General features: G+C 49.9%; 23 protein-coding genes. 7 read left to right on the top strand and 16 right to left on the bottom strand.

Annotated features, from left to right (window positions below):
• Window positions 1-3: 3 nt before the first annotated feature.
• The 4 genes from sspA to zapE form a co-directional block, all read right to left on the bottom strand.
• Window positions 4-645, bottom strand: coding sequence for a stringent starvation protein SspA (sspA, locus tag AC0IWZ_RS18705; RefSeq protein ID WP_034498882.1), 642 nt, complete (start codon window positions 643-645; stop codon window positions 4-6).
• A 334-nt stretch (window positions 646-979) separates the two neighbouring features.
• A complete protein-coding gene (gene rpsI, locus AC0IWZ_RS18710; RefSeq protein WP_034459799.1) occupies window positions 980-1,372 on the bottom strand; it encodes a 30S ribosomal protein S9 in 393 nt (130 codons plus the stop codon).
• Window positions 1,373-1,386: 14 nt separating this feature from the next.
• Window positions 1,387-1,815 carry a 50S ribosomal protein L13 gene (rplM, locus tag AC0IWZ_RS18715; RefSeq protein ID WP_034459800.1) on the bottom strand — a complete coding sequence of 143 codons (429 nt, stop codon included), beginning with the start codon at window positions 1,813-1,815 and terminating at the stop codon, window positions 1,387-1,389.
• Window positions 1,816-2,063: 248 nt separating this feature from the next.
• Window positions 2,064-3,182 carry a cell division protein ZapE gene (zapE, locus tag AC0IWZ_RS18720; RefSeq protein ID WP_471678721.1) on the bottom strand — a complete coding sequence of 373 codons (1,119 nt, stop codon included), beginning with the start codon at window positions 3,180-3,182 and terminating at the stop codon, window positions 2,064-2,066.
• A gap of 180 nt (window positions 3,183-3,362) precedes the next feature.
• Here zapE and zapG point away from each other — a divergent pair, with 180 nt between their 5' ends.
• The 3 genes from zapG (at window position 3,363) to degS (ending at window position 6,472) form a co-directional block, all read left to right on the top strand.
• On the top strand, window positions 3,363-3,764 hold the full coding sequence (gene zapG, locus AC0IWZ_RS18725) for a Z-ring associated protein ZapG (RefSeq protein ID WP_034498884.1): 402 nt from the start codon (window positions 3,363-3,365) through the stop codon (window positions 3,762-3,764).
• Between the two features lie 183 nt (window positions 3,765-3,947).
• The gene (gene degQ, locus AC0IWZ_RS18730; protein ID WP_034498885.1) at window positions 3,948-5,318 is read left to right on the top strand and encodes a serine endoprotease DegQ; all 1,371 of its coding nucleotides are present in this window, start codon (window positions 3,948-3,950) and stop codon (window positions 5,316-5,318) included.
• 86 nt (window positions 5,319-5,404) lie between these two features.
• The gene (gene degS, locus AC0IWZ_RS18735) at window positions 5,405-6,472 is read left to right on the top strand and encodes an outer membrane-stress sensor serine endopeptidase DegS (protein ID WP_034498886.1); all 1,068 of its coding nucleotides are present in this window, start codon (window positions 5,405-5,407) and stop codon (window positions 6,470-6,472) included.
• Between the two features lie 70 nt (window positions 6,473-6,542).
• On the opposite strand, the gene mdh is transcribed toward degS, so the two are convergent.
• Window positions 6,543-7,481 carry a malate dehydrogenase gene (mdh, locus tag AC0IWZ_RS18740; RefSeq protein ID WP_034498887.1) on the bottom strand — a complete coding sequence of 313 codons (939 nt, stop codon included), beginning with the start codon at window positions 7,479-7,481 and terminating at the stop codon, window positions 6,543-6,545.
• A 433-nt stretch (window positions 7,482-7,914) separates the two neighbouring features.
• On the opposite strand from mdh, the gene argR reads away from it, so the two are divergent.
• The 3 genes from argR (at window position 7,915) to yhcN (AC0IWZ_RS18755) (ending at window position 9,416) form a co-directional block, all read left to right on the top strand.
• A complete protein-coding gene (argR, locus tag AC0IWZ_RS18745; protein ID WP_034498888.1) occupies window positions 7,915-8,385 on the top strand; it encodes a transcriptional regulator ArgR in 471 nt (156 codons plus the stop codon).
• 384 nt (window positions 8,386-8,769) lie between these two features.
• Window positions 8,770-9,033, top strand: coding sequence for a peroxide/acid stress response protein YhcN (gene yhcN, locus AC0IWZ_RS18750; RefSeq protein ID WP_034498968.1), 264 nt, complete (start codon window positions 8,770-8,772; stop codon window positions 9,031-9,033).
• 116 nt (window positions 9,034-9,149) lie between these two features.
• The gene (gene yhcN / locus AC0IWZ_RS18755; RefSeq protein ID WP_034498889.1) at window positions 9,150-9,416 is read left to right on the top strand and encodes a peroxide/acid stress response protein YhcN; all 267 of its coding nucleotides are present in this window, start codon (window positions 9,150-9,152) and stop codon (window positions 9,414-9,416) included.
• Window positions 9,417-9,484: 68 nt separating this feature from the next.
• On the opposite strand, the gene AC0IWZ_RS18760 is transcribed toward yhcN (AC0IWZ_RS18755), so the two are convergent.
• The 5 genes from AC0IWZ_RS18760 to aaeX form a co-directional block, all read right to left on the bottom strand.
• Window positions 9,485-9,757 carry a barstar family protein gene (locus AC0IWZ_RS18760; protein ID WP_034498890.1) on the bottom strand — a complete coding sequence of 91 codons (273 nt, stop codon included), beginning with the start codon at window positions 9,755-9,757 and terminating at the stop codon, window positions 9,485-9,487.
• Between the two features lie 33 nt (window positions 9,758-9,790).
• Entirely contained in the window at window positions 9,791-11,245 is a 1,455-nt protein-coding gene (locus AC0IWZ_RS18765; protein WP_471678720.1) for an NAD-dependent succinate-semialdehyde dehydrogenase, read from the bottom strand.
• 74 nt (window positions 11,246-11,319) lie between these two features.
• Window positions 11,320-13,281 carry a p-hydroxybenzoic acid efflux pump subunit AaeB gene (gene aaeB, locus AC0IWZ_RS18770; RefSeq protein ID WP_471678719.1) on the bottom strand — a complete coding sequence of 654 codons (1,962 nt, stop codon included), beginning with the start codon at window positions 13,279-13,281 and terminating at the stop codon, window positions 11,320-11,322.
• A 12-nt stretch (window positions 13,282-13,293) separates the two neighbouring features.
• Window positions 13,294-14,205: a p-hydroxybenzoic acid efflux pump subunit AaeA gene (gene aaeA, locus AC0IWZ_RS18775; RefSeq protein WP_410374053.1), complete on the bottom strand. Its 912-nt coding sequence runs from the start codon at window positions 14,203-14,205 to the stop codon at window positions 13,294-13,296.
• A gap of 28 nt (window positions 14,206-14,233) precedes the next feature.
• Window positions 14,234-14,437, bottom strand: a complete 204-nt coding sequence (aaeX, locus tag AC0IWZ_RS18780; protein ID WP_034498893.1) for a p-hydroxybenzoic acid efflux pump operon protein AaeX — start codon at window positions 14,435-14,437, stop codon at window positions 14,234-14,236.
• Window positions 14,438-14,596: 159 nt separating this feature from the next.
• On the opposite strand from aaeX, the gene aaeR reads away from it, so the two are divergent.
• Window positions 14,597-15,538 carry an HTH-type transcriptional activator AaeR gene (aaeR, locus tag AC0IWZ_RS18785; protein WP_034498894.1) on the top strand — a complete coding sequence of 314 codons (942 nt, stop codon included), beginning with the start codon at window positions 14,597-14,599 and terminating at the stop codon, window positions 15,536-15,538.
• Between the two features lie 68 nt (window positions 15,539-15,606).
• Here aaeR and tldD read toward each other — a convergent pair whose 3' ends face one another.
• The 6 genes from tldD to mreC all read right to left on the bottom strand — a co-directional run bounded on the left by tldD (window position 15,607) and on the right by mreC (window position 24,561).
• Entirely contained in the window at window positions 15,607-17,052 is a 1,446-nt protein-coding gene (gene tldD / locus AC0IWZ_RS18790) for a metalloprotease TldD (protein ID WP_034498895.1), read from the bottom strand.
• 74 nt (window positions 17,053-17,126) lie between these two features.
• Complete coding sequence (gene yhdP / locus AC0IWZ_RS18795; protein WP_471678718.1) at window positions 17,127-20,927, bottom strand: AsmA2 domain-containing protein YhdP; 3,801 nt, start codon at window positions 20,925-20,927, stop codon at window positions 17,127-17,129.
• 59 nt (window positions 20,928-20,986) lie between these two features.
• On the bottom strand, window positions 20,987-22,456 hold the full coding sequence (rng, locus tag AC0IWZ_RS18800; protein ID WP_034498898.1) for a ribonuclease G: 1,470 nt from the start codon (window positions 22,454-22,456) through the stop codon (window positions 20,987-20,989).
• On the bottom strand, window positions 22,446-23,039 hold the full coding sequence (locus tag AC0IWZ_RS18805) for a Maf family protein (RefSeq protein WP_410374045.1): 594 nt from the start codon (window positions 23,037-23,039) through the stop codon (window positions 22,446-22,448). Before AC0IWZ_RS18805 ends, rng begins: the two co-directional genes overlap by 11 nt.
• A gap of 8 nt (window positions 23,040-23,047) precedes the next feature.
• Window positions 23,048-23,536, bottom strand: a complete 489-nt coding sequence (gene mreD / locus AC0IWZ_RS18810) for a rod shape-determining protein MreD (RefSeq protein ID WP_034498903.1) — start codon at window positions 23,534-23,536, stop codon at window positions 23,048-23,050.
• The gene (gene mreC / locus AC0IWZ_RS18815) at window positions 23,536-24,561 is read right to left on the bottom strand and encodes a rod shape-determining protein MreC (protein ID WP_115627129.1); all 1,026 of its coding nucleotides are present in this window, start codon (window positions 24,559-24,561) and stop codon (window positions 23,536-23,538) included. Before mreC ends, mreD begins: the two co-directional genes overlap by 1 nt.
• Window positions 24,562-24,597: the final 36 nt, after the last annotated feature.

The following is a 24,597-nucleotide window of genomic DNA, read 5'->3' on the forward strand; positions in this document are numbered from 1 at the left end:
CAATTAGCCCCGGGTTTGCAGACGCATTTCGCGCTCAGGCTCGGTCAGAGAAGCGAGGAATGAATCACGCTCAAATACGCGAGTCATATAACCTTTCATCTCTTTAGAACCTGCGCCTGTCAGCTCAATACCCATCTGCGGCAAACGCCACAGCAGTGGTGCCAGGTAGCAATCTACCAGACTGAACTCATCACTCAGGAAGAAAGGTTTCTGAGTAAATACAGGTGCGATTGCCAGCAATTCTTCACGTAATTGCTTGCGTGCAGCATCAGCTTCTTGAGCAGAACCGTTCATCACGATGTGCATCAGGGAATACCAGTCTTTCTGGATACGATGCATGTACAGGCGACTTTCACCACGTGCAACCGGGTAAACCGGCATTAATGGTGGGTGCGGGAAACGCTCATCAAGATATTCCATGATGATGCGGGATTCCCACAGAGTAAGTTCGCGGTCAACCAGGGTCGGTACGCTGTGATTTGGGTTGAGGTCAATCAGATCCTGAGGCAGGTTATCCGTTTCCACATGCTCAATTTCAACGCTAACACCTTTTTCAGCCAGGACGATACGTACCTGGTGGCTATAGATGTCAGTAGGACCGGAAAACAGCGTCATCACCGAACGTTTGTTGGCAGCGACAGCCATGAAAACCTCCAAGTTTATTCAGAAAATTACTGCTAATGGCCGCAGTAAGCGGCAACTAACCTGACCGTTTGATACCCAGATACGCCGGAAAACCACCAGTCGCCAGAAAACAAGGCGAAAACAAGGCGAAAACAACCGGATGCCGACCTTTGGGCAGAAAATTGGTTGATAGTTTACCAGATTTTACGGGTTTTGTGGGGAATGGATCTGGAATTCGTCTAAAACATATTCAACATCAAATAGTTAGCAACGCTAAATATAATTTTCAGGCATAAAAAAACCCGGTACAAGACCGGGCTTTTCGCGAATTGTATTCTGCAAAAGCAGAGGACAATTAACGTTTGGAGAACTGAGGACGACGACGTGCTTTACGCAGACCGACTTTCTTACGTTCAACTTCACGAGCATCACGAGTAACGAAACCAGCTTTACGCAGTTCGCCACGCAGGGACTCGTCGTACTCCATCAGAGCGCGGGTGATACCGTGACGGATCGCACCAGCCTGACCAGAAGTACCACCACCTTTAACAGTGATGTACAGATCGAATTTCTCAACCATATCAACCAATTCCAGCGGCTGACGAACTACCATGCGGGCAGTTTCACGACCGAAGTACTGTTCCAGAGAACGTTGGTTGATGATGATTTTGCCGCTGCCCGGTTTGATAAACACGCGAGCTGCGGAACTTTTGCGGCGACCAGTGCCGTAGTATTGATTTTCAGCCATTGCCATAATCCCGATTAAATGTCCAGAACTTGCGGTTGCTGTGCCGCGTGGTTGTGCTCGGTGCCCGCGTAAACTTTCAGTTTACGGAACATAGCACGGCCCAGCGGGCCCTTTGGCAGCATGCCTTTAACCGCGATTTCAATCACACGCTCAGGACGGCGGGCAATCATCTCTTCAAAGGTCGCTTGTTTGATACCACCGATGTGGCCGGTGTGATGGTAATACACTTTGTCAGTACGCTTGTTGCCGGTTACAGCAACTTTTTCTGCGTTCAGAACGATGATGTAATCACCAGTATCAACGTGCGGAGTGTATTCCGCTTTGTGCTTACCGCGCAGACGGCGAGCCAATTCAGTAGCCAGGCGACCTAAGGTCTTACCGTCAGCGTCAACAACGAACCAGTCGCGCTGTACGGTTTCTGGTTTAGCTGTAAAAGTTTTCATTAAAAGCTTACCCAATATATAGTTACACGTAGGTGTTCACCCAAACGTTTAAAATCAGTTCAAGGTTCACACGACAAAGTCCGGCAAACCTACCCCTTCGAATAGCCAATGCCAGCACGACCAAGTTTTGGGAAAAAAACTTTGGTTGTAACGTGGGGTCGCAAGATTATAGGGAAGTCGCCCCTAAAGGTCGAACCTTTTTGTAGTTTTTGTCACACTTTATGGTCACTCTACGTTCAAACTGCGGTTCACGGCATGTGCGACAAGCGTAAATACTCTTCACTTTGCATTTCTTGCAGACGCGACAGACAGCGCTGGAATTCAAAGCGCAATCTCTCCCCCTGGTAAATCTCGAACAGCGGAACCTGCGCTGAAACCACCAATTTAACGTGGCGCTCGTAAAACTCATCCACCAACGCAATGAACCGCCGCGCTTCATTTTCGTTACGGGTGTTCATCACGGGCACATTAAATAGCATCACAGTATGGAAGAGGCGTGAGAGCGCGATGTAGTCATGCTGACTCCGGGCGTCAACGCATAGCGTGTTGAAATCTACCGCCAGTGTCTGATTCGCCAACCCAAGCGTGGCTAACGGACGGTGGTTGATTTCGAGCACCGGTTCCCCTTCCCTCGCCGTACCTGCTAACGCGGCATAGAGTTTTTCCATCTGCTGCGCGGTTTCGTCGTTCAACGGGGAAAGCCAGAGATGGGCCTGAGTCAGCGTTCGCAGTCGGTAATCAATACCGGCATCGACATTCATCACTTCACAGTGCCGTTTAATCGCATCAATCGCAGGGATGAAGCGCGGGCGCTGCAAGCCGTTACGGTACAATTCATCAGGTGGAATATTAGATGTAGCCACCAGCGTGATCCCACGCGCGAACAAAGCTTGCATCAGCGTGCCAAGCAGCATGGCATCTGTAATGTCAGAGACAAAAAATTCATCGAAGCATAGAACGTCTGTTTCTGCTTTAAAGCGGTCAGCAATCACTTCCAGGGGATCGGTTTGCCCCTGAAGCGCCGCCAACTCTTCATGGACACGCAGCATAAAACGGTGGAAATGCAGCCGTAACTTGCGTTCGCCAGGTAGACTCTGAAAAAACATATCCATGAGCCAGGTTTTCCCGCGCCCTACTCCGCCCCACATATACAACCCGCGAACCGCTTCCTGACTCACCGCGACATTACGTTTGCCAAAGAGTTTGCCAAAGAAACCACCATTCACAGGCTCAGTCGGCTTTTGCTGGCTCAAAGCCTGCCAGATAGCGTCCAACCGGGTTACGGCCTCACGCTGAACATCATCAGGTTGGTAGCTGCCCTCATTCAGGGCTTGTTGGTAGCGCGATGCTGGGGAGAGATTTTGCATGGTATTATGGTATTTCCTTAAAAATCGGATTGCCGTTTACTTAATGCTCAAAAAGGGACGGTTGTCGAAAAAAAGGCCGTTCTACCCTAAGCGATGCTGCGTCAGGATTCCACTTCTCTTAGGTTAACGGTTATAGTGGCTACATTACCCTACGGAAACACAAGACAACGGGAGAAGTTCATGACCTGGGAATATGCGCTAATTGGGTTAGTTGTTGGCATCATCGTTGGTGCAGTTGCTATGCGTTTTGGCAACCGCAAGCTGCGTCAGCAGCAGGCAATGCAGTACGAGATTGAGAAAAACAAAGCAGAACTTGAAGAGTATCGCGAAGAGTTAGTCAGCCACTTTGCCCGCAGCGCCGAGTTGCTGGACAACATGGCACATGATTATCGCCAGCTTTATCAACACATGGCAAAAAGCTCCAGCAGCCTGCTGCCTGAAATGTCAGCCGAAGAGAATCCATTCCGCAATCGCCTTGCTGAGTCTGAAGCCAGCAACGATCAGGCACCGGTGCAGATGCCGCGTGACTACTCTGATGGCGCATCCGGTTTGCTGCGTACCGAACGCGCAAAACGCGATTAATCACAAATCCAGAATATTTTCTTGGGGTACCGCTTTCGTACCCCAATCTCTCTCCAGCACAGCTATCATTTACTTGTGTTACTTCACTCTATAACAGCATTGTTACCCGGCTGATATTTCAATAACATCGGAGTGTTATCGGGTTTTCCTTTTCCAGGTTCAGGTCACGAGAGCAAGCCATCAATGAAGAAACAAACACTGTTGTTGAGTGCCTTAGCGTTAAGCGTCGGACTGACGTTCGGTGTGACATCTCAGGTGAATGCGGCGTTGCCAGCACAAATTCCGGGTCAACCGGCTTTGCCAAGCCTTGCACCAATGCTGGAAAAAGTTTTACCTGCCGTGGTGAGTGTTCAGGTAGAAGGGACAGCGGCAGCGCCTGCCCAGAAAGTCCCGGAAGAGTTTAAGAAATTCTTTGGCGATGATATGCCTCCTTCGGAAGCCCAGCCTTTTGAGGGTTTGGGTTCAGGCGTGATTATTAATGCCGAAAAAGGTTATGTGCTGACTAACAATCACGTCATCAATCATGCCGAAAAAATCAGCGTGCAGCTCAATGATGGGCGTGAATTTGATGCCAAACTGATTGGTGGCGATGACCAAAGTGATATCGCGCTGATTCAAATTCAGAACGCAAGTGGCCTGACTCAAATCGCCGTTGCCGACTCCGATAAGCTGCGCGTCGGTGATTTTGCCGTTGCGGTCGGCAACCCATTCGGCCTGGGGCAAACGGCAACGTCAGGGATTGTTTCGGCTTTAGGTCGTAGCGGTCTGAACCTGGAAGGGCTGGAAAACTTTATCCAGACCGATGCCTCAATTAACCGTGGTAATTCCGGCGGCGCATTGCTGAACCTGAATGGCGAACTTATTGGTATTAACACCGCTATCCTCGCGCCAAGCGGCGGCAGCGTCGGTATCGGCTTTGCTATCCCAAGCAATATGGCGCAGACCCTGGCCAAACAGCTGATGCAATTTGGCGAGATCAAACGTGGCTTGCTTGGTATTAAAGGCACAGAGATGAGTGCTGATATTGCCAAAGCATTCAACCTGACCACCCAACGTGGCGCATTTGTCAGCGAAGTCTTACCGCAATCGGGTTCGGCAAAAGCGGGTGTGAAAGCGGGTGATGTGATTACCAGCCTGAATGGTAAAACCATCAGCAGTTTTGCCGAATTGCGCGCAAAAATTGCCACTACTGAGCCTGGAACCGTAGTGAAACTAGGCTTGCTGCGCGACGGCAAACCGCTGGAAGTGAGCGTTACGCTTGATAAGAGCACCGCCTCATCTGCGAACGCCGAGCTAATTATGCCAGCCTTGCAGGGCGCGACATTAAGCGATGGTCAGCTCAAAGATGGTACAAAAGGTGTCAAACTCGACAGCGTTGAGAAAGGCACGCCAGCGGCACAAGCGGGCCTGCACAAAGACGATTTCATCATTGGTGTAAACCGCGAACGAGTTTCAAGCATTGCGGAGATGCGTAAGGTTCTGGAAACTAAACCCGACGTTATTGCTTTGCATGTGGCTCGCGGCGAAGAAAGTATCTATCTCTTAGTACGCTAATCTGCTCAGTAATCGGACATCTCTATACGATGTCCGATTAACTCATGCTATTCTGCTCCCGGCTTATTATTAACTAATACAAATCCATGTTTCTGAAGATATTACGCTCGGTGGTGATTGGCCTGATTGTGGCTGGCATATTGTTGGTATCGTTACCTTCACTGCGCCAAAAAATCATCCCCTTAGCACCCTCGAAGTTTGACAGTGCCGATGAAACTCCGCTGAGCTACAACACTGCGGTGCGACGCGCTGCGCCTGCTGTGGTCAACGTTTACAACCGCAGTGTCGGCAACAACTCACAAAATCAGTTAGAAATTAAAACCCTCGGCTCTGGCGTCATCATGGATGAACGCGGCTACATCATTACTAACAAACACGTCATTAATGATGCCGAGCAAATCATCGTTGCTCTGCAAGATGGCCGAGTGTTTGAAGCTTTATTGGTTGGCTCAGATAGCCTGACTGATTTAGCGGTGCTGAAAATTAACGCCACCAATCTCCCTGTCATCCCTATCAATAATAAGCGCATGCCGCATATTGGCGATGTTGTGATGGCGATTGGTAACCCGTATAACCTCGGGCAAACCATTACGCAGGGGATTATTAGTGCAACCGGCCGTATTGGCCTTAGCCCTTCTGGCCGCCAGTCCTTCCTGCAAACGGACGCTTCAATTAACCATGGTAACTCCGGTGGTGCGCTGGTCAATTCCCTCGGCGAGCTAATGGGCATCAATACATTGTCGTTTGATAAAAGCAACGATGGCGAAACCCCTGAAGGTATCGGCTTTGCGATCCCGACTCAGCTTTCGACAAAAATCATGGATAAGCTGATCCGCGATGGACGCGTAATTCGTGGCTATATTGGTATTGGCGGTCGTGAGATTACGCCATTGCATGGCCCGGCAACGGGTATCGATCAAATTCAAGGGATCATCGTTAATGAAGTTACCCCTGATGGCCCGGCAGCAAAAGCAGGTCTTTTGGTTAATGACGTGATTATCTCCGTGAACCATAAACCGGCCATATCCGCATTGGGGACAATGGACCAGGTAGCGGAGATTCGCCCAGGCTCAGTCATTCCTGTTGAAGTGATGCGTGAAGATAAAAAGCTGACGTTGCAGGTAACGATTCAGGAATATCCCGCCACTAACTAATAAGCAGTGAACTCCAGGCAATAAAAAACCGGAATCAGTGTTCCGGTTTTTTTTCGCTTAAGCGCAGGGTTTATTTGTTAACAAACTCTTCGCCAAGGGTAATGTCTTTCTGCAGAGTATCCAGCATGCCTTCCAGCGCCTGGTGCTCAAACGCACTCAGTTTTCCGTAAGACTTGTGCTCCGCGATTCCATTTTTGCCCAGCAGCAATGGCTGAGAGAAGAAACGAGCGTGCTCGCCGTTACCTTCTACATACGCACATTCAACCACGTTGCTTTCGCCTTGCAGCGCACGCACCAAAGACAGACCAAAACGTGCAGCAGCCTGACCCATTGACAGAGTTGCAGATCCGCCACCCGCTTTCGCTTCCACAACTTCAGTACCCGCATTCTGGATACGTTTAGTCAGGTCAGCAACTTCTTGCTCGGTGAAGCTTACGCCTGGGATCTGAGACAGCAATGGCAGAATAGTCACGCCAGAGTGGCCACCGATGACAGGGACTTCGATCTCGGTCGGCTGTTTGCCTTTCAGTTCCGCAACAAAGGTGTTGGAGCGGATGATGTCTAGCGTAGTCACGCCAAACAGTTTGTTCTTATCGTACACACCTGCTTTTTTCAGCACTTCAGCTGCGATAGCAACAGTGGTATTCACCGGGTTCGTGATGATACCGATACAGGCTTTCGGGCAAGTTTTAGCAATCTGTTGAACCAGATTTTTAACGATTCCCGCGTTGACGTTAAACAGATCCGAGCGATCCATACCTGGCTTACGAGCGACACCGGCGGAGATAAGCACGACATCAGCACCCACCAGCGCTGGTGTAGCATCTTCACCGCAGAAACCTTTAATTTTCACATCAGTAGGGATATGACTCAGATCGACTGCAACACCTGGGGTTACCGGTGCAATATCATACAGAGAGAGTTCTGAACCTGAAGGCAGTTGGGTCTTGAGTAGAAGGGCAAGCGCCTGGCCGATTCCGCCTGCTGCGCCGAGGACTGCAACTTTCATCCTAAACTCCTTATTATGGTTAGCAAATAGGTGCCGTAACTCCATGCGGTGGCGACCATAATCCAGAGAAGGGGTAATTACAATCTTCCCGCTTAAGGTTTGCGAAGTTACGCATCCCTGAAGCGTTACTGCTGCATTTACTCACCGGGTGGAAACGACGCCTGAGCGCCCGGTCACAACCTGATGTTGTCACATCAACGGCGGTTACATTACCCCTCCCTACGCAGCAAAACAACATCATTTTGATAACATTTGATTTACTTACCTACATATTTTCGAGTCGTGACGAAGGCATGTTCCTCGATAACAAAATTTGATAAAATCCGCCTCTTTCATAACATTATTTCAGGCTGACAACCTGCCATTCATTTGCATAATAATTCATTTAAATGCATAATAATGTTATCTTTGTTGACCTTTAAATGGGTAACCTATGCGTATTTCCTCAAAACAAGAAGAATTAGTCAAAGCATTCAAAGCACTATTAAAAGAAGAGAAATTCAGTTCTCAGGGCGAGATCGTCCATGCATTGCAAAACGATGGTTTTGAAAATATTAATCAGTCCAAAGTTTCTCGCATGCTGACAAAGTTCGGCGCCGTGCGTACCCGCAACGCAAAAATGGAAATGGTGTATTGCTTACCGGCAGAGCTTGGCGTGCCAACCACTTCCAGCCCGCTAAAAAATCTGGTGTTGGATATTGATTACAACGATGCCGTTGTGGTCATTCATACCAGTCCTGGTGCTGCGCAGCTTATTGCGCGCCTGCTGGATTCTTTAGGTAAAGCGGAAGGCATTCTGGGAACCATTGCCGGGGATGACACTATCTTCACCACTCCCGCGAAAAACTTTACCGTGAAAGAATTGTATGAAGCGATTCTGGTGCTGTTTGAACAAGAACTGTAAGCGTTAATACTCCATTCCCGTTGTGAATGAACAACGGGAACAACACCTCCGTAACAATCCCCCTGCTCACATCCATTGTCAGTAAATCCCGGTTTTACCTTCTTTCTAAGCCTAAATCTCGCTTGCATCAGCCAGTTATGTGATAAACCGCACAAAAAATCAAAGTCTGACATCCCATTGTTTTTACTTATATTTAACACAAAAATAGCAATATACATCCATTTTTAATAACTTTACGTAATAACCAAAGCCTCTATTATTGTAAAGTTTCATAGAGAATAATTAGCAGGGTATTAATTTTGTGAGTTATTAGTGTATACTTGATTTTGTGATGAGGGTCACGAAATGAAGACCCCAATAAAAGAATACGACGAGGTAAAAACCATGAACATGAAATCAACAGTAGTAGCCGCTAGCCTGCTTTCAATGCTGTCATTTGGTGCATTCGCAGCCACTTCTATCAACGCTGAACAAGCGCAGAACCTTCAGTCAATGGGTTCCGTTTCTGTAAGCCAGGTAGGTAGCGCACCAATGGATATGCACCAGATGTTGAATAAAAAAGCTGAAGAGCAAGGTGCTTCTTCTTACCGTATCACCGAAGCACGTTCTGGCGATGCATGGCACGCAACTGCTGAGCTGTACAAATAACAGTCGTTAGCCATAAATAATAGTGATTTACCGTTTAAACAAAATGACGACCCCAAGAACAATAAATGCACTTAAGCCCTTCCGGTCGTTGAAAAACTTATTCAGGAGTAGACATCATGAAAACCAAATTAACCATCGCAGCACTTAGCCTTTTCTCCGTGATCTCTTTCGGCGCTAATGCAGCCGCACATCAGGTCACTAACGAACAAGCTCAAAACATGCAGTCCATGGGCAGTATTTCAGTAAGCCAGGTGGGTAGCGCGCCGATGGATATGCGTCATGAATTATCACAGAAAGCGACTCAGGAAGGTGCCTCTGCTTATCGCATTACCGAAGCACGTTCAGGCGATACCTGGCACGCCACCGCTGAACTGTATAAATAAACCCTCGTCGTCAAATCTGGCGACTTTGCCCCCGCTCGCGGGGGCTTTTTTATGGGTTTAAATCAGCGTTAGCCACGCACGTTAAACCGCAATTGCCCTTCCAGCTCCTCTTCCGCTTCGTCAAAAAGCAAAATCAAAGCGCCATACCGCCGCCTTTGCATTTCTGGTAGATGAACAAATTCAATCTCTACCGGGAGCGGCAAAATATCCCCAACGACGACATCCCACAAACTATCGAGATCGTGAACCTGTTTTTTCTCAAGTTGAAAAACCTGGATAAAGTGGCGATAGAATCCCGGCTGATCTTCTATCTGACTAAAATCAAAGGTGTATTTTTTCATAGATTGCCACCTAACCCATTCGCATTGTGGTGACTATAGCCCGCCAATATGCAAGGTTTTGACTTCCAGAAACTCATCCAGACCTAACACGGAACCTTCCCGACCCAGTCCGGATTCTTTCACACCACCAAACGGCCCCAGCTCGGTCGAAACGGCGCATTCGTTGATACCAATCATCCCGCTTTCAATCGCTTGCGAGACACGGAATACGCGGGCCAGATTCTGAGTATAGAAGTAGGCCGCTAAACCAAATGGTGTGTTATTCGCTCGCTCAATCACTTCCTCTTCCGTTTTGAAACTGAAGCAGGCGGCCAACGGGCCAAAGGTTTCTTCCTGCGCGAGTTTCATATCATCGGTGGCATCCACTATCACCGTTGGTTGCCAGAAGTTGCCACCCAATTCATGACTCTTCCCGCCTACCAGCACTTTTCCGCCCTTCGCCTGCGCATCTTCAACATGTTCACGGACTTTATCGACCGCAGATTTTTCAATTAATGGCCCTACAACAACGCCTTCTTCAAGACCATTACCCACTTTCAGGGCTTTAACGGCATCCGCGAGTTTGTTGACGAACTGGTCGTAGACCTTTTCCTGAATAAAGAAACGGTTAACGCTAACGCAGACCTGGCCTGCATTACGGAATTTATTCGCGACAGCCCCCTTCACGGCTTCGTCAATATCAGCATCTTCAAAGACGATATACGGCGCATTGCCGCCAAGTTCCATCGACACCTTTTTCATTGTTTCAGCCGCATTACGCACCAGGGTTTTACCCACTGCAGTGGAACCGGTGAATGATATTTTGCGAACGTCGCGGCTGGCCATAATTGCATCGCTAATTTCTTGCGTATTCCCCGCCACGGCGTTGAGTACACCATCTGGGACACCGGCTTTCTTCGCCAGAGCCAGCAATGCAAATGCAGACAGCGGAGTGTTATTAGCAGGTTTAATCACGCCGGTACAACCCGCGGCAAGCGCCGGGCCTAGTTTGCGAGTCAGCATTGCCATTGGGAAGTTCCACGGCGTGATAGCCGCAACTACGCCGATAGGCTCCCGGGTGGCTAAAATTCGTGAACCGGGTTTCGCCGGAGGAATAATTTCACCATTTGCACGCTTGGCTTGCTCGGCAAACCACTGGATAAAACTTGCGGCATACTCGACTTCGCCTTCCGCCTCTTTCAACGGTTTGCCTTGTTCTGTGGTCATTAAGCGCCCGAGCCAGGCTTTGTTCTCGATAATTAACTGGAACCACTTATAGAGAATCGTGGAACGTTCTTTGGCGGTTTTTGCACGCCATGCAGGGAAAGCTTTAGCCGCAGCGGCAATCGCTTCTTCCACCTCTTTTTTACCGGCTTTTGCCACTTTCGCGACAACTTCGCCGGTAGCCGGGTTGAGAACATCGAAGGTTGCGCTGAGTTTGCGCCATTCACCATTGACCAGATAACCGGTGTTAAATAATTCACTGTCCTGGAGTGCCTGATTTGTCATAGTTTTCTCCTGTTATGAATTGGGCATCTGGTAAGTATAGATACAAAAAAGCCGACGCATGGCGTCGGCTCGGGTCAGGCAGCGATGAATGCGTGCTGGTATTTATGCAGCACCTCGGCTAATCGCCGTACCGGCTCGGTGACCTGTAATGGCGCCTCCCAGATACGCAATTTTTCCTGGTAGATGTCCAGTTCCTCCAGCAATTGCTTGAAGTAACGCTGCTTTTTGTCATCGCTGGAGGCCGAAGTCACTTTGTCTGCTGTCTTGCGCAGTTGGCGATGGAATGCCGAAAGATCGTCGTTCATCGGTATCGGCGCATCACGTAGACGCTGGTGCGCAATGATTAATGTCAGCGCCAGGCGATAACGCGGGATATCACCCGGGAACATATTCAGCAGTAAGAAAAGCTGCTGATACAGCGCGGGCAGATGGTTTTCTTTGCGGCGAGCCTTGTTGGTTGTTAATGCGGAAACTGCCGCAGAGACAAACTGGTTCAACAGCGTGCGACCCGTTCGGGCTTTCGAATTATCACGGATGATGAGTATCACCATCAATGCCACGAAACAGCCAATAATTTGCCCCAACGCGCCATCCAAAAATGTATTGAAGTGAAACGTCATGGGGTTATCTAACACGATAACGTTAATTGTCCCGGCCAGCGCCCCCATCGAACCCAACCGCCGTTTCTGTACTTCGATACCAATAAAGAACGCCAACAACGCAAGGCTAATAGAAAGCAGCACCATACTTTGCTGTGTCGCGGGAATGATGACCAGAAAATAGAGTCCCCCCAGCGGCAACGCCACCAGCATTCCGTAGAGAAAATCTAACGCCACCATGCGAGGGTTCGGCAAACGCATAGCGAGCGATGTGACCACCGCGATCATGACCATGGCACCGCTACCGGATGTCCAACCGGTCGCAAGCCAGAACAAGCAGCCCAACAGGCAAGAAATGGCGGTACGCCAGAAATTGATCATCGCGTGGTGGCCTTCAGCTGATTGCACTTTTACCACCACTTCCTGGGTTAAAATCTCTTCTTCAATCGCATTGATACGAGTATTGCTGATAACACCCCGTTTCAGCACTAAATAGCGCGTCGCCTCGTTAACCCAACTACGGATGGTGACAGGGGTATATTTCTCACCAGCGAAAGATACGACTTTGCGGATAACTTTCAACTGCTGATGCACATCCGCAGCTGTTTCTACCGGCGTTTCAAATAACTCGCGAAATTCAGGGGTGACAAATTCAGGGCGCGTATTTTGAATCAGGAAGGTTTCACACGCCTGAGTAATCAATGCCAGAGAAACCGCATTCAGTGCTTTCAGGCGGCGGTTCGCACGTCCCCAACGAGCAGATTCAATCTTCAGGTTATCGCGCATTCCTTCAATCACAGTGGTGCGCTGAACCAGGCTTGCCCAGGCCCTATCGACCTCTTCTTTATCGCCATGCGCAATACACAACTGCATCAGGCGGTAATGATCCACCAGCAAGCTATCAAGTTGACGATCGATTTCTTTTTTAATCGAACGCGGGGAGAAAATTAAGTCGGCAATAATGGCGCAAACAATACCAATGACAATTTCACTGCATCGCTCAACGGCAAACTGCGGTGCCACCAGAGGATTGGCTTGAATGGTGACAATAATAATCAGCGTGGTGTAGCCCGCAAGACCCCAGGCATAAGAGTTTTCGACTTTAACTAGCGACGAAATCCAGGTGCAAAATCCGGCCCAGATACAGCATACCAGCAACATAACGACCGGGGCACGAATCAGTGTGGTGATGATGAATAACGCGGCGAAACAACCAATAAATGTGCCTACAATACGCAGCATTCCGCGATAGCGAATCGCTCCAGAATAGGGTTCACCGCCCGCCGCAAAAGCAGGCCCCGCGGCGACCAACACGGACGTCAGCACCGCCCAGCGCGGGGTTTCCAGTTCAAAATGAAACCCTACCCATAGCGCCAGCACGATGGCAAAAGCCAATTTGAAGGCGAAGCGCAAATGTAACCGCGAAATATAATACATATCGACCTACGCTTAACCGAACTCACGCAAACGATGCATGAGTTTAATGAATACCGATTCGTGGTCAGTATTTCTGTCTTTATCCCCTGTTACCACGACGGTTGCCGTTGTCCCGGCGGGATAGAGATTTGCCTGTTGCTCATCAAGGTGAATGCGTACCGGCACACGTTGCGCCAGGCGCACCCATTCGAGATTGGAATCAACAGTCGCCATACCTTTACTGTCTCTGGTGCTACTGGCATTCGTCACCCCGGCCGAAAGGCTATCGACCGTTCCACGTAATATACGATTACTGCCAAGCGGTGTAATTTGCACCCGGTATCCTGGGCGAATACCGTCAAGCTTGGTTTCTTCCATGTAGGCAAGAATGTAGAAAGAGCCACGTTTGACCAGCGCCACAGCGGTTGAGCCACGGGTAATAAACTCACCGGTATACACATTCAGGTTAGTTACCCAACCTTCTGCTGGTGCGCGAATGATGGTACGTTGCAAGTCCAGTTCGGCTAAATCACGGGTTGCTTCAGCTTTGGCTAACTGATGCAAAACCGTCTGAAGCACATTGTTGGACTGTTCGATTTCTTCACGCGACATTGCCTGCGTGCCTAATGAATTACGACGCCCGGCTTCACGGCGTTTCTCGCCAGCTAAAACCTGGTAGTAGGAAACATCGGCTTGGGCTTGTTCTAAAGCTTTCTGATAACGAGGCTGATCGATAGTGAAGAGAATCTGATCTTTCTTCACCAATTGGTTGTCGTGGACCTTCACATCGGTAATTAAGCCGGAGACATCGGGTGCAATCGCGACAACGTCTGCGGTAAAGCGGGCGTCACGCGTCCACGGTGATTCGGTATAAAACACCCAGGCGCGGTAGATAGCGATGAAAGCCAGCAGCACCAGAATTAGTGTGATGGCAGTGCGGATCATTTTTGTTGTAAGTGCTTTCACATCAACCTCAAACAAACAGGCGCGAGATCAGATAAAACAGGCAGCAATAAAGCGCTGTGTTAAATAATGCCGGGTGCCAGACAAAATCATAAATTCCCGTCGGAGTCAGCAGACGGCGAACCAACCAGAACAACGCCAGCGATAAAATCAGCTCGAAGAATATCGGCGGAAAAGAAAGACCGAATATCACGATAACGGGAAATAGACTCATGTTAACCTTGCAGAAAATACAGAAGACACAAACCCTGGGACAGCCAGGAATGCTGAGCAAACGAATGATACGGGTCGTGTTGTTAATAATATATTACCGCAATAGTTAGCCCGTTATCTATAATCTGTGATCTAAATCACTTTTCACTCAGAGTGAACAATGGAAAGACTTAAGCGCATGTCGGTTTTCGCCAAAGTTGTCGAACTTGGCTCTTTTACCGCCGCGGCCAGACAGCTTGAAATGAGCGTGTCGTCCATCAGCCAAACGGTTTCAAAACTCGAAGACGAGTTGCAAGTTAAGTTGCTAAACCGCAGCACACGCAGCATTGGGCTAACCGAGGCCGGTAAAATATACTTTCTTGGCTGCCGTAAAATGCTGCATGAAGCGCAAGCAGTACATGAGCAGCTTTATGCTTTCAACAACACGCCCATCGGAACGCTACGTATCGGCAGTTCTTCAACTATGGCACAAAATGTCCTCGCGTCCATGACCGCAGACATGCTCAAAGAATACCCGGAATTGACGGTAAACCTGGTGACGGGAATCCCAGCGCCGGACCTGATTGCCGATGGCCTGGACGTGGTTATTCGTGTCGGTGCTTTGCAGGATTCAAGCCTGTTCTCCACACGCCTCGGATCGATGCCGATGGTAATTTGTGCCGCTAAAAGTTATCTGCAACAAAACGGCACGCCAGAAAAGCCCGCCGATCTTGCCAGTCATTCCTGGCTTGAATACAGCATTCGCCCGCACAATGAATTCGAGTTGATCGCGCCCGAAGGGCTTACCACGAAGATGATCCCGCAAGGGCGATTCGTCACCAACGATCCCATGACGTTAAGCCGTTGGTTAAAAATAGGTGCCGGGATCGCTTACGTTCCGCTGATGTGGGTGATCGATGAGATCAATGAAGGGACGCTTGAGATCTTAATGCCGAGCTATCAATCCGATCCTCGTCCGGTGTACGCACTGTATACCGAAAAAGATAAGCTGCCTCTGAAAGTACAAGTTTGTATTAACTACCTGACCGAGTATTTCGTGAAGGTTTCGCATCTTTATCAAGGGGTACGCGACAACAAAGGACGCGGTAAAGACGTGGGGTAAAATGGGCAGTATTGAAAATAAAACTGCCGGGATTAACCCGGCAGTTTATGACTATCGAAAGTAGAGTATTACGCTGTGCCGCCAACCGTCAGGTTATCGACTTTAAGCGTTGGCTGGCCGACACCGACAGGCAAACTCTGCCCTTCTTTGCCGCACACACCGACGCCGTTATCCAGTGCCAGGTCATTACCGACCATCGAAATCTGCTGCATGGTTTCGATGCCGGAGCCAATCAGCGTTGCACCTTTAACTGGCGTTGTGACTTTGCCATTCTCGATGAGATACGCTTCGGATGTTGAGAACACAAATTTACCGGATGTGATATCAACCTGCCCGCCACCAAAGTTCGGGGCATAAATACCGTATTCCACGGATTCAATGATCTCTTGCGGCGTCGACTTACCTGCCAGCATGTAGGTGTTAGTCATGCGCGGCATTGGCAAGTGTGCATAAGATTCGCGACGGCCATTCCCCGTTGGCGCAACACCCATCAGGCGAGCATTGAGTTTGTCCTGCATGTAGCCTTTCAGCACGCCGTTTTCAATCAACACATTGTATTGACCCGGAACACCTTCGTCGTCAATGGCGACTGAACCCCGGCGGTTTGCCATGGTGCCATCATCAACAACGGTACACAGTTCAGAAGCAACCAACTGGCCCATCTGACCGCTGAATACGGAAGTCCCACGACGGTTAAAATCACCTTCTAAACCGTGGCCTACCGCCTCATGCAGCAGAACGCCTGGCCAGCCTGCGCCAAGCACCACCGGGAACATGCCCGCTGGAGCTGCGACGGCAGAAAGAGTCACCAGCGCCATGCGCACAGCTTCTTTCGCCCAGGCATCAGCGCGAACTTCGCCATCAATGGTTTCAAGGAAAAATTCATAACCGAAACGACCGCCGCCGCCGCTAGAACCGCGCTCGCGTTTGCCGTTATCTTCAACCTGAACACTGACAGAAAGTCGTACCAAGGGGCGAACATCTGCCGCCAGAGTGCCGTCAGTTGCCGCCACCAGAATCAATTCATAGACGCCAGTCAGGCTGGCCGTGACTTCCTGAACGCGTTTATCTGCCGCACGAGCCACGCTATCAACACGTTTCAGGATGTCGAGCTTCTCTTCACGCGTCATGCTTTGCAGCGGATCTGCACTGGTATAAAGCGCGCTATGTTGCACCGCACCTAAAGTCTGGACACGACCATTCCCTTTTTCCTGCACAATGCTTCGCGCAGCATGGGCACTTTGTTCCAGCGCTAAAAGACTGACCTGGTCGGCATAAGCAAAACCGGTTTTCTCGCCGCTAACGGCACGCACGCCAACACCTTGATCGATGTTATAAGAGCCATCTTTAATGATGCGGTCTTCCAGCACCCAGGATTCGTGATAACTGGACTGGAAATAGAGATCGCCATAGTCGAGACGACGCTCGGACAATTGTCCCAAAATGGAAAAAAGATCTTGATGGGTTAAGCCATTCGCAGACAGCAACTGCTCACTTACCAGGTTCAGACTCATCGTTTCGCTACTCTTATTTGTCTATCAATTGGAGATATCTATTGAGCTTGCGGCAATTAATGTTCCGCGTCAAATCACTTAGCGTCATTAACCCTTGGCTGGCGAAGCACTTCATTGATTTGCGGTTGGTCTACTGGACCGGTGATGTGGTAGCGCAGCACGGAGATTTTGCTCCACAGCGGCCCCAACACTTTACTGGCAGCAAACACAGCAGCCCCGATAATTGGGTTAACCACAAAGGCAGTCGCAACGCCGACAGTCGCGGAAATTTCAGGTGCCACAACCGCTTCGACATCAAGACGTCGTCGAACCAAATCCACGGAACCTTTCAAGCCGATATCCGCTTCCAGGCCATCCACCAGCGTATCGTCGCTGTGTAACTGACCGTCTTTAATCCACGCCGTGCTGCGAATCGAGTCGAAGTAGAAGCCATCTCCGAAAGTATCGCTGAAGTCAAAACGCAGCTTGCGCATCAACGCATCGACACTGACCAGACGCAATAATTGCCCGGCATGCCCCGTGCCGAGATCTGCAATCTGACCCTTGCCTAATTTGGCGTGCAGGATACCGTTTAATGTCGCCACATCTGGCTGCCAGGGTTTATCGCGCCAGTGCAAATCATAATCGACGTCGAACGACGAACCTTGAATCGGTGTTTTAACGCCGAAGAAGTTAGTCGCTGCATCCAGTTTGCCGCCATGAAGTTTACCTTTTATAGAGGTACGTTCTTCAGCCGGGCTATTAACCCATTGCCCGGAGCCGGTTAGCCTCGCAAATCCCGTATCCACTAAACCATTATCTAATTCCAGGGTGTTTCCTTTGAACGCAAAGTCAGCTTCCATGCGTCCAAATTTTTGCCCCATTAACCAGCATTCAGCGCAACGCAGTTGCACATCAGGCCAGGACCGGAAATCAATTGAACCACGTTCATCAAGGAGTGGATGGCTGGCTGATTTGGTGGAGCCGCTATTCCAGTCAGGGTTGAAATAGAGATACTTGATAGCTGCGCGCCACGGTGCATTATCTTGCATCGTCAGAGAGCCATTCACTTCGCGGCCTTGCGCTTCAACACGCGTGCCGCCCGGTATTGCATGGGAAACCAGACTCAGGTTGTTCCACTGCTGGCCGCCAAGCGTCAAAGACGGGGTTCGCAAGGTGACATTCGTCGGGAATGACGCTGAATTACCGACGCTATCAGCGGCTCCCTGGCTAAACAGCGCCAGCCACTGCGCACCGTTCATTGCAGGGAGATCGAGTTCCAACCCTGAATTCTCAGGCAAAGGCGGGATAGTCTGGCTATTTGAAGCCCAAATAGCCCGATCAAGCGTGAGCTTTTTATTGAGCAACCAACGGCTGGAAAAATGATTTTTCGCACCAGCACTACCGGTCAGATTAAAGCTATTCAGGTCACCTTTTACTGCGACTTTCAACGGCTGAGCCTGACCTGCTGCTTTATCGACAGGTGCAGGTAAGTGACTACTTACATTTTTCAGATCCGCATCGACATTGACCTGATAAGTTGCCTGACCACGGTAAGGGAGTTTTATCGCAACATCACCTTTCCATGGAATGTTACCGCTCAACTCTTTATTGATAGGCTCAGGCAAAATGCCCATTTTTGTTGGCTGCCAGTCGCCCAGCAAATTAACCCCAATCTGGTAATCCTTGTCACCGGTTTTGGTATTAAAATCAATGGTTACAGGCTGATTAAACCACGTTGCTTTCAGCGGTTCACTGTTCAGGTCGCCATTCACAAAGCTGAACTTGCCCGTCAGATTGCTCAAGGTGCTGGATAGCGGTTTTATCAACAAAGTATTGTTGTTGAGCTGAACATCGCCTTTTGCCGTTGTCATGGTGCCATCAAGCGGAATATCCAGATGTAAGCGAGCATTCACATCGCCTCCAATCTGGAGTTCATCAAGAGCGGCTGATAACGAATCTTTAAGAGGCGTGTCTTTGAAGTACGGGCCAACCGCACTCCCTGGGCCGCTGATATCAGAATCAATCAACAGCTTTTCTTTAGAGTAATCCGGAATAATCGCCGTAAGGTTACGCCCAGTCACGCCGCCCAGTTTCACTTTATCAGATTTCATCCACAGACCGTCGTTAATGAAATCGAGAGTAATATTCAGGTTTTCTAATGCAGGCCAGTCCGGCTGGAAGGCAAACTTTGCATTACGCAGTGGAACGTAGACTTCAAACTGGCCTTCGTTGTGCAGGTAAGGGAAAAGATGCGGGTTGCCGCCGTAGACCAGCGTCGCATTATCCGCCTCGCCACCCTGAATCGCGCCGCTGAGGTAATCCACCAGCTCTTTGCCCATCAGGTTTTCAGGGAAATAACGCCAGGCATCTGCGCCATTATGCGTGCTAATTCCAGCCAGAATGCCTAACCAAGGATCGCCATCCTTCGGCTGGTAATAACGGAAATCACCCGCAGCCCAAACCGAGCGTGCTTTAACATCAAGGTTTTTACCATCAAGCTGAAAACCTTCGGCATTTTTCTGCCATTCAAGGGTTGCGACACCGCGTTCAATTTCCAGCGGTGCACGGAACACACCTTCATAAGGCATTTTGGCATCCAGAACCTGCGCATTCAGTTGCCCATGACCAACACTTCCTGTAATCGAGCCAGAGAAATGCTCAACGCCCGGTAACATCTTCCATTGGTTCCAGCTGACCTCTTTCCAGCGCCCTTGCATACGCGTGTTTTCGGTTTGCTGGAGAGGAATATCAACCGCCAGCACGTCTATATGTCCGCGCGGTTTCAGAGTGGTCCAAATCTCGCCCAGGTCTGGTGAAATTTTCTCAGCGATAGGCAGCAAGCCGGTGAAACTTTCCAGCTCCATGTTTGTTGCACGAATGCGCAATTCATCACTGCGGGTGCTTTCTTTCCCGCCGACATTTTGTGGAGCAATCCACGCCAGGGCGAGCGAGCCTTTTGGCCAGGTTTTGCCATCAAGCGTGATATTGGTGGAAGGAACAGCAAGGTTCCAGCCCGCGTCAGAACGATTAACGTGGGCCATTAAATTATCAACAGACAACTGATGCGAAGTGCTTTTCCCCGCCCAACTTGCGCCGCCTTGTTTCAGCCAGACGTTGCCCCCGGAAATGTCACCATCTTTGATATCCATCCAGGCTTCAAGAGTGAATTCAGCGGTTTGCAAATCGACATTATCTTTCATCCAGCGGCCAAGCCACGGTTTCACATCGACGTTATCAGCCTGCAACCAGACCTTGCCAATATTCAGCAAACCGTTTTCGTCACGCAAATCCATGCGCACTTTTGCCAGGCCATGTTGACCGGTAAAGCTCGACAAGCTCACAAGCCCTTCTGCGCGGTGGCGATTTTTTGTGTTGAGCCAGGTGAGTTGTGGGATTGCGAGTTCGGCGCGTTGGCCGGAAAGGGTCAAGAAACTCAGCGAGCTGTCACGCAGATCAAAGTGATCGAACTGGCGTAAAAAGAGATCGCTGATTTGGCCTGGTTCGAATTTACTGTCGCTTTTGTTTTGGCTCAGCGGCGTGTTGGTGCGCAGCTGCAATTGATAAAAAGTGAGATCGCGAAATTGCCAACGCGCATGTAGCAGGCTTTGCCAGAGATCGAGCGCTAACGTGACGCGTTTTACGCTCATTTCGCCGCCGTCTTTCAGGCCCGCTTTGATATCGCGCACATCGAGCGTCGGGCCGTAATTCTCCCAGCTTGCTTTTATCTGGCTGGCATCGACAGGCGTGCCTGTCATGGCTTCGATTTTATCGAGTAGCGCTGGCCGCCAGGCATCGAGATGCGGCAAAACCAGCCGCAGACCACTCACCAGCAGTGCGACGATAACGATAAGCGTAGCGCCAGTGAATAGCAAAATGCCGGGCAGTCGCCTCACGTATATCTCCTTATCTACCGCCGGGGCGGAACTCAAAACTGCACTATCCGTGCAGCGAGTTACATCATAACAACGTCGAACTGCTCCTGATTATAGAGCGGCTCGATCTGCACTTTGACTTGTTTACCGACAAAAATTTCCACTTCTGCCAGCGAATGGGACTCTTCGCTTTTCAGCGCTTCCCCTACGGCAGGTGATGCATAAACCAGGAAACGATCGGAATCATAAGCATGATGCACACGCACGATTTCACGCATAATTTCATAGCAGACTGTCTCGACCGTTTTCACGGTGCCGCGCCCATGACAGGTTGGACAGTCATTGCAAAGCACATGTTCAACGCTTTCACGAGTACGTTTGCGCGTCATTTCAACCAGACCAAGCTGTGAGAAACCATTGATACTGGTTTTGACCCGGTCTTTACTCAGCGCCTGTTCGAGCGAATGCAGCACACGTCGGCGATGGTCTTCATTACTCATATCAATGAAATCAATAATGATAATGCCGCCCAGATTACGCAAACGTAACTGGCGGGCAATCGCCTGAGTCGCTTCGATGTTGGTGTTGAAAATAGTATCGTCAAGATTGCGATGGCCGACAAAAGCGCCGGTGTTGATATCAACGGTGGTCATCGCTTCCGTTTGATCAATCACTAAATAGCCGCCAGATTTCAGCTCGACCTTACGTTCCAGCGCGCGCTGAATTTCGTTCTCAACGTCAAACAAGTCAAAAATAGGCTGACGACCGCTGTAGTGTTCAATTTTTTCGTGCATTTCCGGCATGTATTCTGCGGTGAATTCCAGCAGCATGTCGTAAGTCAGGCGGGAGTCGACGCGAATACGGTCGAGTGCCGCATCGGCAAAATCACGCAGCACACGCTGTGCCAGCGCCAATTCACCGTAAAGCTGGCAGCGGGTTTTGTTACGCTTTTTGCGCTCGCTGACTTTCGTCCAGACACGCTTTAAATATGCCGCATCTGACGCTAAATCGTCTTCACAGACGCCTTCAGCCGCGGTACGAATAATGAACCCGCCTTGTTCGTCACAATAGGCATTAACGACGCGCTTCAGGCGCTCACGTTCGGCTTCGCTTTCAATACGCTGAGAAACACCCACGTGCGAAGCGCCCGGCATAAAGACCAAATAACGCGATGGCAGCGTGATATCAGTTGTCAGACGTGCACCTTTGGTGCCCAGCGGGTCTTTCACCACTTGCACCATTAAATCCTGGCCCTGACGAACTAATTCTGAGATGTCACGTACTGTGAAGTTTTTTCGCTCTTCACCTGCCACACATTCGGTATGCGGCATGATGTCAGAAGCGTGGAGAAACGCTGCCTTATCAAGGCCAATATCTACAAATGCCGCCTGCATACCCGGAAGCACCCGGCTAACACGACCTTTGTAGATATTCCCTACGATCCCGCGACGTGCTTCGCGTTCAATATGAATCTCTTGCAGTATTCCACCATCAATGTAAGCCACCCGAGTTTCCGATGGGGTCACGTTGACTAATAATTCAGCCGTCATGTTTTCCTCGTCCATCACGCAATGCGTGAAAATTACTCAGCAATTCATAGGTTTCAACTAGCGGTAAGCCGACTACTGCATGATAGCTGCCATTAATCTTCCTGACAAAACAGCCACCAAGCCCTTGAATACCGTATGCACCTGCTTTATCCATAGGTTCACCGCTGGCAACGTAACCGGCGATATCTTGTTCTGATAATGCACGAAATGTCACTTCAGTCGTCACCAGACAATCCAGCAACGATTCACTATCTGCCAGCGCTACCGCCGTCATGACTTGATGCTGGTTGCCGGACAACATTCGCAGCATTGCAACTGCATGTTGTTCATCTTTAGGCTTTTCCAGCACGTTGCCGTTGTAGATAACAATAGTATCTGCACCCAAAACCGGTAAATCACGGGATGCAAGCGCCACGCCCGCACGCGCTTTATCACGCGCCAGGCGTACAACATATTGTTGCGCGCTTTCATGATTAAGTCGTTGTTCTTCAACATCGGTAATAATGCGCTCAAATGAGACGCCCAACTGCGTCAGAAGCTCCTGACGACGTGGGGAACCCGATGCAAGATACAAAGATGTCATGTTAAATCCTATTGCACAGCAAATTGTTGGCGAATTTTACGCATCAGCAAGAAAATCCATGGCCAGAGCACGCCATTCACGACGCTACTCCAGAAGATTTCCGGACGGAAAGAGACGTTGATGACTAAAAACTCAGACCAGAAAACAATGACATCCGTCATCAGCGACAACAGCATAACGACCAGAGCCTGTTGCCAAAGCGCCAGATTACGGAATAGCTGATATTTCAACGCCACCAGATAAGCAACGATGCTCAGAGACAACGCCCGCACGCCAAGGGTGGAACCACTGATCAGATCCAGTATGGCACCCACCACAAAACCTGTGCCCACATTTACGCGGTGCGGCAATGCCAATATCCAGTACAGCAGGATCAGTAAAACCCAGTCCGGACGATAGACTTTCAAATCGTCAGGCCAGGGCATTACTTGTAATAGCAAGGCGATAAGGAAAGAGAGCCAGATTACCCAACGCCCCTGGCTACGATAACTTCCCACTACTGCCCTCCCTGGGTCGCAGGAGCAGGAGAACCGGAGTTCACCGCAGGAGTCTGTACCACTCCCGTTGCCGGAGGTGGTACAGGAGCCGGAGCTGGCGGGCCAACAGAATCAGCCGGAGGTAAAACCTGCGGCATCATTTGCATCAAACGCTCATTGGCAACACGATGCACTTCATCCGGTGGCATCGGGGTTTTCCCTTCGCGATCCGCGCCCCATAACAGCAACAGATAACGCAGACGTTGCAAGCCAGCGGTTGGGCGTGCCTGAATCACGGTGTAAGCACGTTGAGTATCCAGTTTCACCGAAGAAACGACACCCACAGGGTAACCTTCCGGGAAACGACCACCCAAGCCCGACGTCACCAACACATCGCCTACGCGGATGTCAGTGTTAGCCGGCAAATGTTCCAGTTGCAGATCGTCAGTGCAGCCATTACCCGCCGCAATAATACGAATATCATTACGCAGAACCTGAATAGGCAGCGCATGGGTCGCATCGCAGATCAGCAAAACGCGGCTAGTGAGTTTCGCTACCGCGACAACCTGCCCAACAACCCCTTTATCACTAATGACAGGCTGGCCTTCATAAACTCCGTTGACGCTGCCTTTATCAATAACCACCTGGTCACTGTAAGGATCGTTAACGGTTGAAATAACCTGTGTCACCATTTTTTGCTCGTCTTGACGCAACGGTGAGCCAAGCAGTTCGCGCAGGCGTGCGTTTTCCTGACGATATTGACCCATCATCAGTAATTCGCTGTTTTTCAGGATCAACTCCTGACGCAGTGCACGATTTTCGAGTTCTAGCTGGTCGCGTGATGCCAGTGTTTGCGAGACGCTGTCGAGCAATTCACGGGGACCATTTGAGACAAAATAGAAAGGGCTGACGGCAGTATCCATATACGTTCGAATCTGACTGAACGTACCCAGGCGACTATCGGCAATCATTACACCAATCGCCACCAGCACCGCCAAAATCAGGCGAAACTGTAACGAAGGGCCACGGCTAAAAATTGGCTTCATAGGCTATGCGTATTCCAGGGCCAGCAAGAAAGGGCA

The sequence above is a fragment of the Buttiauxella sp. AC142 genome, from assembly GCF_979253435.1.

What these genes read in the sequence shown, in the direction of transcription:
- AC0IWZ_RS18805 (WP_410374045.1), bottom strand. Translation starts at nt 23,039, where the DNA reads ATGACATCTTTGTATCTTGCATCGGGTTCCCCACGTCGTCAGGAGCTT.
- rpsI (WP_034459799.1), bottom strand. Translation starts at nt 1,372, where the DNA reads ATGGCTGAAAATCAATACTACGGCACTGGTCGCCGCAAAAGTTCCGCA.
- zapE (WP_471678721.1), bottom strand. Translation starts at nt 3,182, where the DNA reads ATGCAAAATCTCTCCCCAGCATCGCGCTACCAACAAGCCCTGAATGAG.
- mreC (WP_115627129.1), bottom strand. Translation starts at nt 24,561, where the DNA reads ATGAAGCCAATTTTTAGCCGTGGCCCTTCGTTACAGTTTCGCCTGATT.
- aaeR (WP_034498894.1), top strand. Translation starts at nt 14,597, where the DNA reads ATGGAAAGACTTAAGCGCATGTCGGTTTTCGCCAAAGTTGTCGAACTT.
- zapG (WP_034498884.1), top strand. Translation starts at nt 3,363, where the DNA reads ATGACCTGGGAATATGCGCTAATTGGGTTAGTTGTTGGCATCATCGTT.
- aaeA (WP_410374053.1), bottom strand. Translation starts at nt 14,205, where the DNA reads ATGATCCGCACTGCCATCACACTAATTCTGGTGCTGCTGGCTTTCATC.
- AC0IWZ_RS18760 (WP_034498890.1), bottom strand. Translation starts at nt 9,757, where the DNA reads ATGAAAAAATACACCTTTGATTTTAGTCAGATAGAAGATCAGCCGGGA.
- AC0IWZ_RS18765 (WP_471678720.1), bottom strand. Translation starts at nt 11,245, where the DNA reads ATGACAAATCAGGCACTCCAGGACAGTGAATTATTTAACACCGGTTAT.
- yhcN (WP_034498968.1), top strand. Translation starts at nt 8,770, where the DNA reads ATGAACATGAAATCAACAGTAGTAGCCGCTAGCCTGCTTTCAATGCTG.
- degQ (WP_034498885.1), top strand. Translation starts at nt 3,948, where the DNA reads ATGAAGAAACAAACACTGTTGTTGAGTGCCTTAGCGTTAAGCGTCGGA.
- mdh (WP_034498887.1), bottom strand. Translation starts at nt 7,481, where the DNA reads ATGAAAGTTGCAGTCCTCGGCGCAGCAGGCGGAATCGGCCAGGCGCTT.
- rplM (WP_034459800.1), bottom strand. Translation starts at nt 1,815, where the DNA reads ATGAAAACTTTTACAGCTAAACCAGAAACCGTACAGCGCGACTGGTTC.
- aaeX (WP_034498893.1), bottom strand. Translation starts at nt 14,437, where the DNA reads ATGAGTCTATTTCCCGTTATCGTGATATTCGGTCTTTCTTTTCCGCCG.
- sspA (WP_034498882.1), bottom strand. Translation starts at nt 645, where the DNA reads ATGGCTGTCGCTGCCAACAAACGTTCGGTGATGACGCTGTTTTCCGGT.
- argR (WP_034498888.1), top strand. Translation starts at nt 7,915, where the DNA reads ATGCGTATTTCCTCAAAACAAGAAGAATTAGTCAAAGCATTCAAAGCA.
- aaeB (WP_471678719.1), bottom strand. Translation starts at nt 13,281, where the DNA reads ATGTATTATATTTCGCGGTTACATTTGCGCTTCGCCTTCAAATTGGCT.
- yhcN (WP_034498889.1), top strand. Translation starts at nt 9,150, where the DNA reads ATGAAAACCAAATTAACCATCGCAGCACTTAGCCTTTTCTCCGTGATC.
- rng (WP_034498898.1), bottom strand. Translation starts at nt 22,456, where the DNA reads ATGACGGCTGAATTATTAGTCAACGTGACCCCATCGGAAACTCGGGTG.
- degS (WP_034498886.1), top strand. Translation starts at nt 5,405, where the DNA reads ATGTTTCTGAAGATATTACGCTCGGTGGTGATTGGCCTGATTGTGGCT.
- tldD (WP_034498895.1), bottom strand. Translation starts at nt 17,052, where the DNA reads ATGAGTCTGAACCTGGTAAGTGAGCAGTTGCTGTCTGCGAATGGCTTA.